The sequence below is a fragment of the Cryobacterium sp. Hb1 genome (assembly GCF_004403585.1).
In the GTDB taxonomy this organism is placed as follows: domain Bacteria; phylum Actinomycetota; class Actinomycetes; order Actinomycetales; family Microbacteriaceae; genus Cryobacterium; species Cryobacterium lyxosi.
Genome location: NZ_SOHI01000024.1, coordinates 253,490 through 270,987 on the forward strand (window position 1 = coordinate 253,490; position 17,498 = coordinate 270,987).

At 66.1% G+C, this 17,498-nt stretch carries 17 protein-coding genes; 14 read left to right on the forward strand and 3 right to left on the reverse strand.

Annotation, left to right across the window (positions count from 1 at the left end):
- Nucleotides 1-6: 6 nt before the first annotated feature.
- The 3 genes from mmsB to xylB all read left to right on the forward strand — a co-directional run bounded on the left by mmsB (nt 7) and on the right by xylB (nt 2,921).
- Nucleotides 7-900: a 3-hydroxyisobutyrate dehydrogenase gene (gene mmsB / locus E3T38_RS08645; RefSeq protein ID WP_134547858.1), complete on the forward strand. Its 894-nt coding sequence runs from the start codon at nt 7-9 to the stop codon at nt 898-900.
- 73 nt (nt 901-973) lie between these two features.
- Nucleotides 974-1,318 (forward strand): PadR family transcriptional regulator, encoded by a 345-nt coding sequence (locus E3T38_RS08650; RefSeq protein WP_134547859.1) that lies wholly within the window; start codon nt 974-976, stop codon nt 1,316-1,318.
- 193 nt (nt 1,319-1,511) lie between these two features.
- Complete coding sequence (xylB, locus tag E3T38_RS08655; RefSeq protein WP_241984375.1) at nt 1,512-2,921, forward strand: xylulokinase; 1,410 nt, start codon at nt 1,512-1,514, stop codon at nt 2,919-2,921.
- A gap of 293 nt (nt 2,922-3,214) precedes the next feature.
- On the opposite strand, the gene E3T38_RS08660 is transcribed toward xylB, so the two are convergent.
- Both E3T38_RS08660 and E3T38_RS08665 read right to left on the reverse strand, forming a co-directional pair.
- Complete coding sequence (locus tag E3T38_RS08660) at nt 3,215-3,442, reverse strand: YbdD/YjiX family protein (RefSeq protein WP_134547860.1); 228 nt, start codon at nt 3,440-3,442, stop codon at nt 3,215-3,217.
- Nucleotides 3,442-5,727, reverse strand: a complete 2,286-nt coding sequence (locus tag E3T38_RS08665; RefSeq protein WP_134547861.1) for a carbon starvation CstA family protein — start codon at nt 5,725-5,727, stop codon at nt 3,442-3,444. Before E3T38_RS08665 ends, E3T38_RS08660 begins: the two co-directional genes overlap by 1 nt.
- 163 nt (nt 5,728-5,890) lie before the next feature.
- On the opposite strand from E3T38_RS08665, the gene E3T38_RS08670 reads away from it, so the two are divergent.
- Together E3T38_RS08670 and E3T38_RS08675 are read left to right on the forward strand one after the other, a co-directional pair.
- The gene (locus E3T38_RS08670; RefSeq protein ID WP_104197206.1) at nt 5,891-7,276 is read left to right on the forward strand and encodes a glycine--tRNA ligase; all 1,386 of its coding nucleotides are present in this window, start codon (nt 5,891-5,893) and stop codon (nt 7,274-7,276) included.
- A gap of 46 nt (nt 7,277-7,322) precedes the next feature.
- The gene (locus E3T38_RS08675; protein WP_134547862.1) at nt 7,323-8,363 is read left to right on the forward strand and encodes an alcohol dehydrogenase catalytic domain-containing protein; all 1,041 of its coding nucleotides are present in this window, start codon (nt 7,323-7,325) and stop codon (nt 8,361-8,363) included.
- Here E3T38_RS08675 and E3T38_RS08680 read toward each other — a convergent pair.
- The gene (locus E3T38_RS08680) at nt 8,360-9,733 is read right to left on the reverse strand and encodes a glutamyl-tRNA reductase (protein ID WP_134547863.1); all 1,374 of its coding nucleotides are present in this window, start codon (nt 9,731-9,733) and stop codon (nt 8,360-8,362) included. The genes E3T38_RS08675 and E3T38_RS08680 overlap by 4 nt on opposite strands.
- Before the next feature lie 72 nt (nt 9,734-9,805).
- Here E3T38_RS08680 and hemE point away from each other — a divergent pair, with 72 nt between their 5' ends.
- The 9 genes from hemE to E3T38_RS08725 all read left to right on the forward strand — a co-directional run bounded on the left by hemE (nt 9,806) and on the right by E3T38_RS08725 (nt 17,456).
- Nucleotides 9,806-10,927 carry a uroporphyrinogen decarboxylase gene (hemE, locus tag E3T38_RS08685; protein WP_134547959.1) on the forward strand — a complete coding sequence of 374 codons (1,122 nt, stop codon included), beginning with the start codon at nt 9,806-9,808 and terminating at the stop codon, nt 10,925-10,927.
- A gap of 10 nt (nt 10,928-10,937) precedes the next feature.
- Nucleotides 10,938-12,497, forward strand: a complete 1,560-nt coding sequence (locus E3T38_RS08690) for an NAD(P)/FAD-dependent oxidoreductase (protein ID WP_134547864.1) — start codon at nt 10,938-10,940, stop codon at nt 12,495-12,497.
- A 114-nt stretch (nt 12,498-12,611) separates the two neighbouring features.
- Nucleotides 12,612-12,986, forward strand: coding sequence for a hypothetical protein (locus E3T38_RS08695; protein WP_134547865.1), 375 nt, complete (start codon nt 12,612-12,614; stop codon nt 12,984-12,986).
- A 66-nt stretch (nt 12,987-13,052) separates the two neighbouring features.
- Nucleotides 13,053-13,472 (forward strand): phage holin family protein, encoded by a 420-nt coding sequence (locus E3T38_RS08700; RefSeq protein ID WP_104197202.1) that lies wholly within the window; start codon nt 13,053-13,055, stop codon nt 13,470-13,472.
- On the forward strand, nt 13,459-13,752 hold the full coding sequence (locus tag E3T38_RS08705) for a DUF3618 domain-containing protein (protein ID WP_241984376.1): 294 nt from the start codon (nt 13,459-13,461) through the stop codon (nt 13,750-13,752). The genes E3T38_RS08700 and E3T38_RS08705 overlap by 14 nt, the downstream gene beginning before the upstream one ends.
- A gap of 84 nt (nt 13,753-13,836) precedes the next feature.
- Nucleotides 13,837-14,589 (forward strand): hydrogen peroxide-dependent heme synthase, encoded by a 753-nt coding sequence (gene hemQ / locus E3T38_RS08710; protein WP_134547866.1) that lies wholly within the window; start codon nt 13,837-13,839, stop codon nt 14,587-14,589.
- On the forward strand, nt 14,589-15,713 hold the full coding sequence (locus tag E3T38_RS08715; RefSeq protein WP_134547867.1) for a ferrochelatase: 1,125 nt from the start codon (nt 14,589-14,591) through the stop codon (nt 15,711-15,713). Before hemQ ends, E3T38_RS08715 begins: the two co-directional genes overlap by 1 nt.
- The gene (hemC, locus tag E3T38_RS08720; RefSeq protein WP_134547868.1) at nt 15,710-16,663 is read left to right on the forward strand and encodes a hydroxymethylbilane synthase; all 954 of its coding nucleotides are present in this window, start codon (nt 15,710-15,712) and stop codon (nt 16,661-16,663) included. The genes E3T38_RS08715 and hemC overlap by 4 nt, the downstream gene beginning before the upstream one ends.
- Nucleotides 16,664-16,667: 4 nt before the next feature.
- Nucleotides 16,668-17,456, forward strand: coding sequence for a uroporphyrinogen-III synthase (locus E3T38_RS08725; protein ID WP_104197198.1), 789 nt, complete (start codon nt 16,668-16,670; stop codon nt 17,454-17,456).
- The last annotated feature ends 42 nt before the right edge of the window (nt 17,457-17,498 follow it).

Here is a 17,498-nt window from a genome sequence, read left to right on the forward strand (position 1 = left end):
TACGCCATGGCGGTCATCGGATGGATTGGATTGGGCCACATGGGCGGCCCCATGACGGCAAACCTGGTGAAGGCCGGGCACAGCGTGCGCGGCTTCGACCTGAGCGTCGAAGCCCTCGACGCTGCGGTGGCCGCCGGCGTCACGCGCGCGACGAGCATCCAAGAGGCCGTAGAAGGCGCCGACGTGGTTTTCACCATACTGCCCAAGGGCGAGCATGCCCGCGCGGTGTACTTCGGTGACGAAGGAGTGTTCGCCCACGCCGACCCGAAAACCCTGCTCGTGGAGTCCTCGACGATCGACATTGAATCGTCCCAGGTCCTGCACGATGCCGCGGCGGCGGCGGGCTTTCGCCTGGTAGACGCCCCGGTATCTGGCGGCATCACCGGTGCAGAGAAAGGCACGCTCACCTTCATGATCGGAGGCGCTGCGGATGCCGTCGGCGACGCCACCGAATACATCAAGCCGATGGCCGCGAATATCATTCCGACCGGTGGTGCGACGACCGGCCAGGCCGCGAAGATCTGCAATAACCTGATGCTGTTCATCAGCCTCGCCGCGACCGCCGAAGGGGCGGTTCTGGCGGATCGGTTGGGGCTGGACGCGCAGGTGTTCTGGGATATCGCATCTGTTTCGTCGGGCGATAGCTGGGCGCTGCGCACCTGGTATCCAATTGCGGGCGTCGTACCATCGGCGGCCGTGAACCGCGACTTCGCGCCGACCTTTACGACCGACCTCGCCAATAAGGACATCGGCCTGGCGGTCGCCGCTGCCGCTGCCACCGACACGCCGCTGGAGATCGGCCAGCACGTGCAGCAGCTGTTCCAGCGCCTGATCGACCAGGGCCACGGCGGTAAGGACTGCTCCATGATCGTGAAACTGGTCGACGGTACCCTGGCCTGACGCGGCTGGATTCGACGAGTCCGGGATGAAATCCCAAGTAGACAGTTTGTCTAACTAGTGAGACTATGTAGTCATGCAATCAAAACCCTGGCCAGCTGATTGGATGCGCGCGGCCCTGAGCCTGTGCGTGCTGCGCGCGCTCGCGCCGGGCCCGACCTACGGCTATGCGATCGCGTCGGCGCTCGAGGCGGCGGGCTTGGGTGCCATCAAGGGTGGCACGCTCTATCCGCTGCTCACCCGCTTCGAGGCGGCCGGCTGGATCGCCGGCGAATGGCGACCGGGCGCCGGGGGACCGGGGCGCAAATACTTCTCGCTCACCGACGATGGGCAACGCGAACTGGCTGACCAGGTCGCCCACTGGCAACTTTTTTCCATCACCGTGCACGACCACTTACAGAAAGGCCCGGTCGAATCATGATGACCAGCAACCCGCATGATCACGACACCAGCGATTTCCGCCTGTCCGGTTTGGGCGGCGCTACTGCCGGCAGCGTCAACTCGGTGAGCCGCTCGGGGGCTAGCTGTACAAAGCTGCGCGGATAGCCGACCTCGGGGGTAGAGGATGCTGCTGACGATTAGGCTGATCACACGTAAGTTTCAAAGGAGATCCGTTGGCACTGAATCGTCGCGTGGTTGTCGGAGTAGATTCCTCGACCCAAAGTTGCAAGGTAGTCAGTGTCGACGCCGACACCGGAGAGCTGTTGCAGCTGCGCAGCGCACCCCACCCCGATGGCACGAGCATCAACCCCGAGCGCTGGCGGGAGGCCTTCGAGCAAGCCGGCGGTACCGCAGCCGCTGAGGGTGCAGGCAATGTGCTCGCCCTCGGCGTGAGCGCGCAGCAGCACGGCATGGTCGCCCTCGACCGCGAAGACACGCCCGTTCATGACGCCCTGCTCTGGAATGATGTGCGCAGCGCCCCGCAGGCTGCAGCGCTCACCGAAAAATATGGCGCCTCGATGTGGGCCGAGGAGGTCGGCGTGGTGCCGGTCGCCTCGTTCACCATTACGAAGCTGGCCTGGCTGCACGAGCACCGGCCCGAACTCGCCGCGCGCGTCGAGCAGGTGATGTTGCCGCACGACTGGCTCACCTGGAATATTCTCGGGCGGTCCGCCGAAGCCACGACCGACCGCAGCGACGCCTCCGGCACCGGGTATTTCTCGGTGCAGAGCAATGAGTACCGTCTCGATCTGCTTGAGGCCGCCCTCGGCCGTGCCACCCGGGTGCCGCGCGTGCTCGGGCCGTCGGAGCGAGCTGGACTGACTCAAAGCGGCGTCATCGTGTCGGCCGGCGCCGGCGACAACGCAGCCGCAGCCCTCGGCCTCGGCGCCGAGGAGGGCGACATTGTTGTATCGATCGGTACGAGCGGCACCGTATTCGCCAGCACTGCTGCCCGCATAGTGGATCCCTCCGGCTCGGTCGCCGGGTTCGCCGACGCTGCCGGCGGCCAGCTGCCCCTGCTCGCGACCATCAACGGTGCCCGCACCCTCGTGGCGACGGCCGGCCTGCTCGGCGTCGACATCGAGCGGTTCGGCGCGCTCGCCCTCGCCGCCCCGACCGACGCCGACGGCCTGCTCATGCTGCCCTACCTCGATGGCGAACGCACCCCGAACCTGCCGGATGCCACCGGTTCGCTCACCGGAATGCGCCGAGCCAATATGCGCCCCGAAAACCTGGCCCAGGCATCCGTTCTGGGTCTGGTCTGCAGCCTCGCTGACGCGCTCGACTCGTTGCGCGGCCAGGGCGTGCCCGTGCGGCAGGTCATTCTGATCGGTGGTGGTTCGCAATCGCCCGCCGTGCAGAAAATCGCCGCGGATGTTTTCGGTGTTCCGGTCGTGCTGCCAGCCCCCGGCGAATACGTGGCTCTCGGGGCTGCCCGGCAGGCCGCCTGGGCGCTCGACGGTAACTTCCCGCTGTGGAAACGCGAGATCGCCACCGAACTCGAGCCCTCGACCACGAGAGACTGGGCCATCGACGTACGCGCACGCTATGCGGAGCAACGCGGACTCATCTACGGGGTCTGAGAGACCCACTTCACGGGCCGCCTGCAAAATGAACGACAACGGCTCGAAGCAGAACAGGGCGACCGCTCACAGCGCCGAGTGAACACCCACCCGAGGTACCAGCAGGCGGTACAGCGCGAGGGCGGCCAGAGCGCCGAGCAGGGTCGTCGTGAGCAGTCGAGACACCGCTCAGATCACAAGCACCAGGCCCCACGGCGGCAGGCGGTCGAGGTGAGAGCGGAGCGCGGAGCGCGCTCAACCGTTCCGCCCCGCCCCCGTTCGTCATCGCCCCAGACAAATTGCCCGTGACGGAGCTAGCAGCAGCGCCCCTGCGGGTTCTTATCCTGGCGGTCGGTCTGGTCCCGCCAGAATTCGCGCTCGGTGAGTAGCGGATGCGGCGCGCGGTCGAGGCCGGTAGCATCCGTTTCGTAGGAGGCGGCGTGGTGCGCCACGTACTTCTCGTAGGCATCCTCGCCGAGGAGGCCTTTGAGGTACCAGATCACGCCGCGGGCGCCCGCGCGGACGCCCGCCCACAGGGTCATTAGTGGCCCGTGACCTTGATTTTTTTCTCGGCCGGCAGGGCATCCCACTGCGCCTGCAGCACCTTTTCGGGCGGGGTCATGATGAATCCGGCCGGGGCATAGGTCTGCGACTGCACGGCGTCATCCTCGCTCGTGGCGTTCGAGCGCTGGCGGTACGCGCGCACGGTGGCCTGGATCGCGGTCAGGATAACGATGATCGAGAGCACGACGAAAATGATCGACAGCACACCCTGCACCATCGTGTTGCGCACGACCGCCTCCATCGCCAGCACGTTCGGCGCGGTGCCGAAGCTCGTTTCGCCGGCGGCCAGCGCGTTGGCGAACGCACGGTTCTGGGCGAAGTAGCCGATTCCGGGCGTGGTCGAGAAGATCTTCAGGAACGAGGCCGAAATGGTGACCACGGATGCGAAACCCAGCGGCAGCGCCACCACCCAGAGGTATTTGAACAAACCACGTTTGGCGACAATGGCCATACACACGGCCAGGGCGATGGCCGCGAGCAGTTGGTTGGCGATGCCGAACAGCGGGAACAGAGTGTTGATGCCCCCGAGCGGATCGGTCACTCCCATCAGCAGCACGGCTCCCCAGGCCGCGACCATGATGGCCGTGGCAGCCCAGGCGCCCGGGCGCCAGGAGGTGTTCTTGAACTTTGGGAAGAAGTTGCCGAGGCTGTCCTGCAGCATGAAGCGGGCGACGCGGGTGCCGGCATCCACTGCGGTGAGGATGAACAGCGCCTCGAACATGATGGCGAAGTGATACCAGAAGCTCATCATCGACGTACCGCCGATGAGCTGCTGCATGATGTGCGAGAGCCCGACGGCCAGCGTGGGAGCGCCGCCGGTGCGGGAAACGATCGACTCTTCACCGACGTTGGTGGCCATGTCGGTCAACATGCTCGGGGTGAGGTTGACGCCGGTGAGGCCGAGGCCGTTCACGAACGCGACAGCGCCCTGCACGGTGCCGCCGGTGAGGGCGGGGGAGGCGTTCATGGCGAAGTAGATACCACGATCGATCGACAGCGCAGCAACGAGGGCCATGATCGCCACGAGCGACTCCATCAGCATGCCGCCGTAGCCGATGAACCGGGTCTGGCGTTCCTTCTGAATGAGCTTGGGAGTGGTACCCGAGGCGATGAGGGCGTGGAAGCCGCTGAGGGCGCCGCAGGCGATCGTGACGAACAGGAACGGAAACAGCGTTCCGGCGACGACGGGGCCGGTGCCGGTGGTGGCGAAGCCGCTGACTGCCGGCACGTTGATCTCGGGGCGGATGATGACGATCGCCACGGCGAGCATGCCGATCGTGCCGATCTTCATGAAGGTCGACAGGTAGTCGCGCGGTGCCAGCAGTAGCCACACGGGCAGGATCGCGGCGATGAAACCATAGATGATGATGCCCCAGGCGATGGTCACCTTGTCGAGCAGCAGGTAGGTCTGGCCCCATTCGGAGCCGTTGACCATGCCGCCGCCGACGATGGCGGCGATGAGCAGAACAAAGCCGATGATGGAGATCTCGGTGATCTTGCCCGGGCGGAAGAAACGCAGATAGCAGCCCATGAACAGCGCGATCGGGATGGTCATTCCGACCGAGAAGACACCCCACGGGCTTTCGGCGAGGGCGTTCGTGACGACGAGGGCCAGGATGGCCACGATGATCACCATGATCACCAGGGTCGCGATGAGGGCGGCAGTGCCACCGATCACGCCGAGTTCATCGCGAGCCATCTGGCCGAGCGAGCGACCGCCGCGCCGCATGGAGAAGTGCAGCACGAGGTAGTCCTGCACGGCGCCAGCGAGTACGACACCGACGATGATCCAAATGGTGCCGGGCAGGTAGCCCAGCTGGGCGGCCAGTACGGGGCCGACCAGTGGCCCGGCGCCGGCAATAGCGGCGAAGTGATGGCCGAACAAGACGCGGCGATCGGTGGCGGCAAAGTCCTTGCCGTCTGCCTTGTACTCGGCCGGCGTGGCCCGCCGGTCATCGGGGCGAACAATGTGCTTCTCGATGAATTTCGAGTAGAAGCGGTAGCCGATGAGGTAGGTGCAAATCGCAGCGAAGACGAACCAGATGGCGTTGACGGTCTCGCCGCGCACCACGGCGAGCATGACCCAGCTGAGGCCACCGAGCAGCGAAATAACAGACCAGATGATGATTTTGAGGGGTGTCCACTGGCGATCGTGGGCGTCACGCGCCTCCGGATCCAGGGCGACCGCGAGGTCGTGCGGAATCCGTTTCAGAGCGGTCGGTTCTTGGGTTGTGCCTTCTGACATGGTGGACGCGGCGCCCATTTCTCCTCCTTGAGCCAAGGCAGATGCTGTGAACCTGCTTCTGTACGTTACCGCGACGCGAGAATGGCTCAAACCCCGAGCGGGAACTGGGCATGAATCGAGCACGTAAAATAGACAATCGGGCACTCGCCCAAATTTTGCGCCCTCGACCATTGGAGCCACCGTGGCGACGCCCACTCATCTCGATTCCGTCATCGCCCTCGCCCGTCATCGCGGCTTCGTCTTTCAGGCCGGTGAGATCTACGGCGGTTCCCGCTCCGCCTGGGACTACGGCCCCCTCGGTGTCGAGCTCAAAGAGAACATCAAAAAGCAGTGGTGGCGTTCCATGGTCACGAGCCGCGACGACGTCGTGGGCCTCGACTCGTCCGTGATTCTGCCTCGCCAGGTCTGGGAGGCATCCGGTCACGTCGAGGTCTTCAGCGACCCGCTGATCGAGTGCACGAGCTGCCACAAGCGTTTTCGCGCCGACCACCTCGAAGAGCAATATGAGGAGAAGAAGGGCCGCCCGCCCGAAAACGGGCTCGATGACATCGCGTGCCCCAACTGTGGTAACCGCCACATCTGGACCGAGCCGCGCGCCTTCTCCGGCCTGCTCAAGACCTACCTCGGCCCGGTCGACGACGAGGCCGGCATGCATTACCTGCGCCCCGAAACCGCCCAGGGCATCTTCGTCAACTTCGCCAACGTGCTGCAGGCGTCGCGCTCGAAGCCGCCGTTCGGCATCGGCCAGATCGGCAAGAGCTTTCGCAACGAGATCACGCCGGGCAATTTCATCTTTCGCACCCGCGAGTTCGAGCAGATGGAGATGGAATTCTTCGTCGAACCGGGCACCGACGAGACCTGGCACCAGTACTGGATCGACACCCGCATGAAGTGGTACACCGACCTCGGCATCAACCCCGAGAACCTGCGCCTGTTCGAGCACCCGGCCGAAAAGCTCTCGCACTACTCCAAGCGCACCGTCGACATCGAATACCGCTTCGGCTTCACCGGCACCGAGTTCGGTGAGCTCGAGGGCGTGGCGAACCGTGGTGACTTCGACCTGTCAACGCACGCCAAGGCATCCGGTAAAGACCTGACGTATTTCGACCAGACCAAGAACGAGCGCTGGACGCCCTGGGTGATCGAGCCCGCCGCCGGCCTGACCCGTTCACTCATGGCCTTCTTGGTTGACGCCTACGTCGAAGAAGAAGTTCCGAACGCCAAGGGTGGTGTCGACAAGCGCACCGTGCTCAAGCTCGACCCGCGCCTGTCGCCGGTGAAGGCCGCGATCCTGCCCCTCTCGCGCAACGAGAAGTTGTCCCCGATGGCGCGCGAGCTCGCTGCGACCCTGCGCCAGCTGTGGAACGTCGACTTCGACGACGCTGGAGCCATCGGCCGTCGTTACCGCCGCCAGGACGAAATTGGTACCCCGTTCTGCATCACGGTCGACTTCGACTCCCTCGACGATCAGGCTGTCACCGTGCGCGACCGCGACACGATGGCGCAGGAGCGTGTGCCGCTCGTCGACCTCGAGGCCTACCTCGCGGTGCGCTTGCGCGGGGCCTAACGGCAGAAAAACGCCTGCCCGGGCGTGCGTCGTGCAGACTGTGACCATGAAAGCGGTCTATTTCGAAGAGTTCGGTGTTCTTCCGGTGCTGCGCGAGGTGCCCGAGCCGCAGCTCAGCGCGGCCGGTGTGATCGTGCGGGTGGAGGCCACCGGTCTCTGCCGCAGCGACTGGCACGGTTGGCAGGGCCATGACGCCGACATCGCCCTGCCACACGTTCCCGGTCACGAACTGGTCGGCGTGATTGATGCGGTCGGGCCGCTGGTTCGCCGGTTTCGGGTGGGCCAGCGGGTGACCGTGCCGTTTGTCTGCGCCTGTGGAGACTGTGCGGAATGTGACGCCGGCAACGGACAGGTCTGCCGCAACCAGACCCAGCCCGGCTTCACCCACTGGGGCTCCTACGCCGAACGGGTGGCGTTGCACAACGCCGACGTGAACCTCATCGCCATCGGCGACGACCTCGACGCGGGCGCCGCGGCGCTGCTCGGCTGTCGTTTTGCGACCTCGTATCGCGGGCTCGTACACCAGGCCGGCCTTCAGGCCGGCGAAACGCTCGTGGTCGTCGGCTGCGGTGGAGTAGGCCTCAGCGCGGTGATGATCGGGCAGGCGCTCGGCGCCACGGTCATCGCCGTCGATATCAGCGCGGACGCGCTCGATGCAGCGACCCGCGTCGGGGCGGCGCACGTGGTCAACTCAGCCGGGCTCGGCGACGCCGAGGTGGTCGAACACATTCGGGCCCTGACAACCGATGGCGCCCAGGTGAGTCTCGAGGCGCTCGGCCGGGAGAACACGGTGGCCATCGGCATCCGCTCGCTGGCTACCCGTGGGCGACACGTGCAGATCGGCTTGCTGGCCGACGACCCGCGGGTGCCGCTGGGCACGGTGATTGCGCGGGAACTGACCGTACTCGGCAGCCACGGCATGCCCGCTCACGACTATCCGGCCCTGCTCGACTTGGTGTTGAGGGGTCGACTGCGCCCGCAAGACCTGATTAGCCGCCGCATCACCCTGGCCGAAGCGCCCGCCGCCCTTGCCGCTATGTCGACTTCCGGCGCACCCGCCGGCGTCACCCTGATCGAGCTGGGCTAAGAGGCGATCGCACCGGTGCCGGCGGCATCCGCCGCGCCAGCAGCGGGCAGCGTCACGTCGATACCGAACAGGGCGTCCAGCCCGGTGAGGTAGGCATCCTGCTCGCCGGCGCGGGCCAGTTCGCGGGCACGAACCATGGGGGCGTGCAGCAGTACACCGGCCAGGTGACGCAGGGCTGCCTCGGTGGCTTCGCTCGAGTCGCCGCGGCTGCGAGCCCGGGCGATCTCGGCGTCGCGCAGCTCAAACACGTAGCTACGCAGAGCGACGACGGCCGGGGTGAGGCTTTGCTCTTCGGCGACGTCGGAGAACTTGCGGGCGGCCTTGCCCACGATCTCGCGGGCATCGGATGTGGCATTGAGCTCTTCGAGCGGCGCATGGATGCTGATCGTCTCGAGGTCGAGCAGTTCGACACCGGGTACCAAGGTGACATCGGGTGCCACGTTACGGGGCAGGCCCAGGTCGATGATGAGCTGTGGCGGCGCTGCAGGGCCGGCATCGGCCGGGCACAGGCGGGCCGGGGCATCGGCGGTAGCGCCGGCGATCTCGAACGGGTCCATTCCAATTTCGTTGCGCCCGCCGGTGATCAGGGCTGCATCGATGACATGGTCATCGCGCAGGGTGCAGGTGACGACCACGTCGGCGCGGGCGACCTCCGCGGCGAAATCCTCGGTGGGAACGGCTTCGATACCGTGTGACGTTGCGAATCCGACGGCGCGACCGGAGGGCGAGTAGACCCGCACGTTCTCGGCTCCGCGGTCACGCAGGGCGGCGAGGGAGGCCCCGGCATAACGGCCGGTGCCGACCAAAAGCACGCGGGCGGTCGACCAGTCACTGACCCGGCTTTCGGCCAGTTCGAGGGCAAGGCGCACGATCGAGCGACCGGCCGAGCCGATTCCGGTGCGGTTTTTCACACCGCGCGATGTCTGCGAAGCCCGCTGAAAGAGGCGCTCGAGCTCGGGGCTCGTGGTGCCGTTGGCGCGAGCCTGTTCGAGCGCGCGGCGCACCTGGCCGGCAATTTCGACCTCACCGACGACGACGGATTCGAGGCCGCTCGTCACGGCGAACAGGTGTTCGGCGACGCCGTTGCCGTGCACGAGGGTGAGATTGTCGCGCAGGAGGTCTGCGTCGAGACCGCTGCTGGCGCTCACGGCCTCAATGGCGGCGTAGACGGCGGGAAGAGGCGACACGCCGTAGGGCTCGTTGAGGTCAAGGTAGGCCTCGAATCGGTTGCAGGTCGCAACGACGACGGCACCGCTGAGCGGTCCGTGCTGTGCCACCATGCGGGTAGCCGAAGAGCCCCCGCCCACAGACAATTTCTCCAGCACATCGAAGGTGGAGTTTTTATGACTTGCGGACAAAAGAATTAGCACTACGCAATTCTACGACTCAATGCTGTACGCTCCCGGCGCGCGACGCCAGAGATGTTTGAGAGAATGATCGAGATGATCCTCGACGCGCAGCATCCACTCTCCTCCGGCCTCACCGCCGACTCCCGCCTGATCCAGGCCTATCAGGGCACCCGGCCCGCCGTGACGCCGGTGTGGTTCATGCGTCAGGCCGGCCGATCGCTACCCGAATACCGCGAGTTGCGCGTCGGAACGCGCATGCTCGACGTGTGTCTCGACCCCGAATTAGCGAGCGAAATCTCGCTGCAGCCGGTGCGTCGGCACCAGGTCGACGCCGGAATCTTCTTCAGCGACATCGTCGTGCCGTTGAAGCTCGTCGGGGTCGACGTGTCGATTGTGGCCGGTAAGGGCCCCGTTCTCGGTAAGGCCGTACGCACGCCAGCGGATGTCGACGAACTCACCGCCCTCGATCCCGCCCTGCTCGATACGGCCCTCGCACCGATCAGCGCGGCCGTGGGGCTGGCGGTTTCCCAGCTGGGATCGACCCCGCTGATCGGTTTCGCCGGTGCTCCTTTTACGCTCGCCGCGTACCTGGTCGAGGGCGGTCCGTCGAAGGATCACATCCACGCCCGTACCCTCATGCATGCCGAACCGGAAGCTTGGGCCAAGCTCATGGCCTGGACCGCCGACGTCACCGGCCGATTCCTGCGCGCGCAGGTGCTCGCCGGGGCGAGTGCTGCCCAACTGTTCGACTCGTGGGCCGGAGCGCTCTCGTTAGTCGACTATGCGGCATCCGTTGCCCCGGCGTCGATCGCGGCGATCGCCCACGTGCGCGACCTGACCTACACCGTGCCGGGCCAAGGAGAAGAACCGACTCACCGTAACGTGCCCATCGTGCACTTCGGCGTGGGAACCGGCGAACTGCTCAAAGAAATGCACAACATCGGCGCCGACGTCGTAGGCGTGGACTACCGTGTGCCGCTCGACGAGGCCAACCGCCGGCTGGGCGGTGCCGTCCCGCTGCAAGGCAACGTGGACCCCGCGCTGCTCGCGGCGCCGTGGCCGGTGCTCGAAGCGCACGTGCGCGACGTGCTCGAACGTGGACGCACCGCGCCGGCGCACGTACTCAACCTTGGCCACGGCGTTCCGCCCGACACCAACCCCGATGTGTTGACCCGGCTGGTCAGCCTCGTGCATGACGTGAGCGCGGCCGAGTAGGAGCAGCAACATGACCACACCGATCGACGTACTCGTGATTGGCGCCGGAGTGGCCGGTCTGGTCGCCGCCCGTGAATGTGCGCAGGTGGGGCTGAGCGTCACTATCATTGAGGCCACTGACGCTGTCGGCGGCCCGGTCGCCGGCCACGTTCTCGACGGACTCAGCCTCGACAGCGGAGCCGAAAGCTTCGCCGTGCGCGGCGGTACCGTGGCCTCATTCATCGAGGACCTCGGCCTCACCGACCAGGTCGTTGCTCCGAACGTCGCCGGTGCCTGGTTGCACCTTCCCGCTCTCAAACCGGGTTCCGCAGTGCAGTCCCACAGCAAAGGGGATGCCTCGGTCAGCGTTCCGCTGCCCAAGGCCGGCGTGCTCGGAATTCCCGGCTCCCCGCTCGCCGACGACGTGCGCCGCGTCATCGGCTGGAAGGGGTCGCTGCGCGCCTACCTCGACCGGCTCATGCCCGTCCTCACTATCGGCCGAGAGCACAGCCTCGGCGACCTCGTGAAGAAGCGCATGGGTCAGCGTGTGCTGGACCGCCTCGTCGAACCCGTCGCCTCCGGCGTCTACACGACGAGCGCCATCGACCTCGAAATCGACGTTGTCGCCCCCGGACTCAACCGAGCCCTCACCACGGCCGGCTCGCTGTCCGGGGCCGTCTCGGCCCTGCGATCCGGCGCACCCGCCGGTTCCAACGTGGGCGGATTGCTCGGCGGTATGGCCAGCCTGCCCGCCGCCATCGTTGCCGCCCTCGAACACCACAACGTGACCATTGTCACCGGCACCACGGCCCGGAGCCTGGCTCATTCCGGCACCGACGACGAGCCCACCTGGACCGTCACCGTGACCCGGCGAGCGGATGCCGACCCCGCCGACCCCACTCCCGCCGGCCAAGACGCTGCACAGGCTGAGCCCACGACCGACACCCTCACCGCCCGGTATGTCATCGTCGCGACCCAGGGAGCGCAGGCCCTGCGACTGGTCAATTCGCTCGGTACCCAGTTCGACGCGCTCGCCGAACTCGACTGGCCGGCCCCGACCGCCGTCACCCTCACCTCGCTCGTGCTCGACGCACCTGCACTCGATGTGAACCCGCGCGGCACCGGTGTGCTCGTGTCGATTGATGCTCCCGACGTCACCGCGAAGGCACTCACCCATGTCACAGCGAAATGGGCCTGGGTCGCCGAAGCCGCCGGCCCCGGCCGCCATGTCGTGCGCCTCTCCTACGGGCGGGCAGGAGCGCCCAACCCGACCGACGACCTGACCGACGATGAACTTCAGGCCCTCGCGCTACACGACGCATCTGCGCTGCTCGGCGTTCCTCTGCCGGCCGGCTGCGTGCGAGCCTTTGCCCGCACCGAGTGGCGCGACGCCCTGTCGCCTGCCACTCTCGGTGCGCCCGAACGTACGCAGCGGGTGCGCGAGGCCGTCGCCGCAACCCCCGGGCTGGAGATCACCGGAGCCTGGTTGGCCGGAACCGGACTTGCCTCCGTCATCCCGCATGCACTCCAGGCCGGCGACCGTATTCGGCACGCCGCCCTCGGCCTCACCATCACCGCTCCCGACCTCTAACCGAAACTGTGCACTTCCTGTATTGATACGATCGCACGGGGACATGCCCGAGCGCCTGAGACCGAAACGGCGAACCGGGTTACTCTGGGGGGACCTTACGAAAGTGGAGACTCAATGCGCGGAAAGCTTCTGTTCATCACGGGCGGACTCGTCGGCTATGTCCTCGGTGCACGCGCTGGCCGTAATCGCTATGACCAGATCGCCGCCGCTGCCAATGACCTCTGGAACGCCAAACCCGTGCAACGCCGGGTGACGCAGGTGCGCGATGCCGCCCTCGAGCTGGTCGGCGATATTCCCGCCAACCTGTACAAGGTCGGTAAAAAAGCTGCCTCGCAAGCTGCGGCGAAAAAGAAGCAGGCCGCGAGCAAAACGGATACCGCCGCCGCGACGCCGGCCGCGAAGGCCAGCACCACCACGAGCCGCACGAGCGCAACGCAGCCCAAGCCCAAGCCGGCCCCCGCGACGGGCGACGATTTCACGGCGCAGTAAGCACGCAACAGCTCGTAGAATTCAGACATCTGAAACACCGATACCCGAGCACAGGGAAGGCAATCCGTGACTAGCAGTGGATTCAACCCGAAGAGCAAGCGCCCATTGCTCGCACTGATCGGGGAGCTGCCCGGTCAGATCAGCGCCCTCGTCAAAGCCGAACTGGACGCCTTCAAGGCCGAGTTCGCCGCCAAGGCCAAGAACTTCGGGGTCGGTGCCGCCCTCTTCATCGTGGCCGCTGCTATCCTCTTTTTCGCCCTCGGGGTATTCGTCGCCCTGGCCGTGATCGCCCTGGCCCTGGTGCTGCCGCTGTGGCTCGCCACACTCATCGTGGCGGTCGCTCTGGTGCTCATCGCCGTCATCCTTCTGCTCATCGGAGTCAACCGGGTAAAGGCGGCTACGAAACCCGATCCGGAGGGTGTGCACGCGAGCATCCGTCACGACGTTGATGCGTTCAAGGGAGTTGGCGAATATGACCACAAATAACCTCGAGCTCACCGGGGCTGGCGGCGACAAGCGCGGCATCGGTGATCTGCGGGCCGAAGCGCGGCACGCGCGCGCCGAGCTCGCTTCGACCCTCGATGCTATCGAGTACAAGTTCAATGTGCCCAAGCAGCTGCGCATCAGTCGCCGTCGCCTGACCCATGCCCTGCGCCAGCTCGGCGAGGACAGCCCGGCCGCCCTCGTGGGAATTGCGCTGGGTGCGGCGACCGTTGTCGGCGTTATCGTCTGGTTCGGTGCTTCCGCGGTGGTTAAGAACCGCTAGTTCCGATCAAACCGAGCCGGGTCGGTTCTCAGGAACCACAGGGTTCATTTTGGTGCCGGGCGCAATAAAGAGCACACTAGAGCCATGACTCACCCGGCTGCCGGAGAGGCAGTAACCAGCGTTCAGCCCACCACTCCCACCGATCCCGAGGTACCCGCGGCCTCGCCGCAAGGTTTCACTCTCTTTACCGTTCTGCGAAAAGATCCGCAAAACCCAGATGACCTCGATGGCCGCGATGTTCCGCACGCGGTCAACGAGCTCGATGACGTGGTTGCCCTGATCGAAGCCGAGGGCGTCACCGTACGCGGTTTCTACGACGTCTCCGGCCTGAAAGCCGACGCCGACGTCATGATCTGGACCCACGCCGACGAGGCTGAGACGCTGCAATGGGCCAACCGTGAGCTGCGCCGTAGCCGTCTGCTCAAAAGCCTGCTGCCCACCTGGAACGCCATGGGCGTGCACCGCGACGCCGAGTTCAACAAGAGCCACGTGCCTGGATTCCTCCGCGGCGTAGAGCCCAAGGCCTGGCTCACGATTTACCCCTTCGTGCGCAGCTTTGAGTGGTACCTGTTGCCCGACGAGGAGCGCAGCAAGATGCTCGCCGACCACGGCCGCAAGGGCGCCGCCTACCGCGGAGCCCTCGCCAACACCGTCTCGGCCTTCGCCCTCGGCGACTACGAGTGGCTGCTGCCGATCGAGAGTGACGAACTCACCGAGTTGGTCGACCTGATGCGGGGCCTGCGTGAGACCGAAGCGCGCCGCCACGTACGCGAGGAGATCCCGTTCTACACCGGACGCCGAATCTCGACCGCCGAGGTCGTCGAGGTGCTGCAGTAATGGCACAGTACGACGCCGTTCTGCTGGCTGGTTTCGGCGGACCAGAGGGCCAGGACGACGTGATTCCGTTTCTGCGCAATGTGACCGGAGGCCGCGGAATCCCCGAGGAACGCCTCGAGGAGGTCGCGACCCACTATCGCCACTTCGGCGGCGTCAGCCCGATCAACGACCAGAACCGCGTGCTGAAAGCTGCGCTTCAGGTCGAACTCACCCGTCGTGGCATCGACCTGCCCGTGATCTGGGGCAACCGCAACTGGGCACCGTACCTGAAAGATACAATTTCGGACGCTCATGACGCCGGCCAAAATCGTCTGCTCGCGATCGCGACAAGCGCCTACAGTTCCTACAGCGGATGCCGCCAGTACCGTGAGGACTTCGCTGCGGCGCTGACCGCCACCGGCCTGAACGACACGGTGCACATCGACAAAATTCGCCAGTTCTTCGACCACCCCGGCTTCGTCACCCCCTTCATCACCGGTGTGACCAAGGGCCTGCAAGACGTTCAACGAGCCATCCCCGGCATCGATGTGGACACCGAGGTCGAGATTCTGTTCTCAACCCACTCGATCCCCATGACGGATGCCAACAAGAGTGGCCCGGCAGACCGTGGTTTCGGCGAGGGTGGCGCCTACGAAGCGCAGCACCGCGCCGTCGCCCAGGTCATCATGGACTCCCTCGTGGAACCAAACGCAACCGAGGCGCCGCTGAAGACCCAGTGGCAGCTCGTCTACCAGTCCCGCAGCGGCCCACCCACCATGCCGTGGCTCGAGCCTGACATCAACGATGCGATCGCCCTGCTGCCAGCCCGCGGCATCCGTGCCGTCATCATCGTGCCGCTCGGTTTCGTGAGCGATCACATGGAGGTCATGTGGGACCTCGACAACGAGGCGATGGAGACCAGCGAGAAGTTCGGGATCCACGCCGTGCGGGTGCCGACCCCCGGGGTCTCGCCCGATTTCGTGAACGGCCTCGTCGACCTGATCGAGGAACGCCTGAACGATACCCCGGTTGAAGATCGCCCGGCGAAGACCACGCTCGGCCCCTGGTACGACGTGTGCCGCCCCGGCTGCTGCGAAAACGTGCGCCTGGGCTTCAAGCCGGCCGTCGCGGGAATGGCGCCATGACCGTGATCCGCGTGGGTACCCGCGCGAGCGCCCTTGCGCTCGCGCAGACCCAGACGATCGTCAACCGCATCGCGGCCTCGGCCGGCGTCGAGGTGGAAATCGTGCGCGTCACGACGCACGGCGACACCTCGACCGAGCCGCTCTCGAGCCTCGGCGGCACCGGTGTCTTCGCGAGCGCCCTGCGCGAAGCCCTGCTGAACGACGAGTGCGACGTCATCGTGCACTCCTTCAAGGACCTCCCTACCGCGCCTCACCCTGGCCTGCGCATCGGTGCAACGCCCAAGAGAGCGGATGCCCGGGACGTGCTGGTGGCACGAGCCGGTTTCACTCTGGACACCCTGCCCGAGGGTGCCCGGGTCGGCACCGGTTCGCCTCGTCGGGTCGCGCAGCTGCGTGAGCGTCGGCCCGACCTCACGATCGTTGACATTCGCGGCAACATCGACACCCGCGTCGGGCGCGTCGCCGAGGGGAACCTCGACGCCGTCGTTCTGGCTGCTGCCGGCCTCGGACGCCTCGGCCGGCTCGATTCCCTGGCGCCCGAATTTCTCGATCTGTCCGGCTGGCCGACCGCACCCGGCCAGGGCGCGCTCGCGATCGAAGTGCGCGATGGCAAACCCGATCGTCTGCTCGGCGTGGCGCTGGCGACCATGAACCATTCCTCGACCGAGGCGACGACCACCGCCGAACGCACGGTACTGGCCCGCCTCGAGGCCGGCTGCGCCGCACCGATCGGTGCGACCGCAGTCGTCGACGATGGCTTGCTGTTTCTCACCGCCACCGTGTACAGCCCGGACGGCTCGCGCAGGATCACCAGCTCGCACGCGGCAACGCCCGATTCCCACTCCGCCCTCCACCTCACCCAAGCTGCGCTCGACGTGGCCGAACGAGTATCCATAGATCTTCTGGCCGGTGGCGCGGCCGAGTTCGCTCCCCTGAAAGTGACTGAGTGACCACGTGATCAATCGACTGACCAAGCCCCTCGCGGGCTGGCGAGTTCTCGTTCCGCGCGGCGGACCCTGGGGTGACCAGGTGGCAGCCAACCTGCGCGCCAAGGGCGCGCATCCAATCGTCGCCCCCATGATCAACTTCGCCGCAACCGACGACGCCCCGGCCCTCGACGCGGCGCTGGCCCGTCTCGCCGCCGGCGATTTCGACTGGATGACCATCACGAGCGCGACGACCGTCGACGTCTTGTCATCGCACCGCGCTGTGGTGGCGCCGGGAACCCGCATCGCAGCGGTCGGTGAAACCACCGCTGCCGCGCTCGTCGCGGCCGGCTACCACGTAGACATCATTCCCTCCGAAGACAATTCAGCCCGCGGCCTGCTGGAGGAATGGGAGACGGCGACCGCTGGCGTCATCCCGCTGCGCGTACTCACACTACGCAGTGAGATCGCCAAGCCGTTGCTTAGTGAGGGACTGCGCCGCATTGGCCACGACGTGGAGTCGGTCGTCGCCTACCGCACCATCGGAGTTCCGGTCAGCGACCAGGTTGTCGCCGACGTCAAAGCCGGTCTCGTACACGCCGTGCTCGTGACCAGCGGCAGCGTTGCACGTCAGGTGCGCGAACAGTTTGGAGACATTCCCGAACGCACCCTGGTGGCGTGCATCGGCCCGCAGACCGCCAAGGACTCCCGGGCTCTCGGACTGCGCGTTGACGTGGTCGCCTCCGAGCGCAGCGCCGAGTCCCTCATCGAGGCGCTCGTCGATACAGCACTGGCCGGAGCGGCACCGGCGCTCTGATCGCGCAGGTCACGACCGGATAACAAAACGCACAGCCGAGCG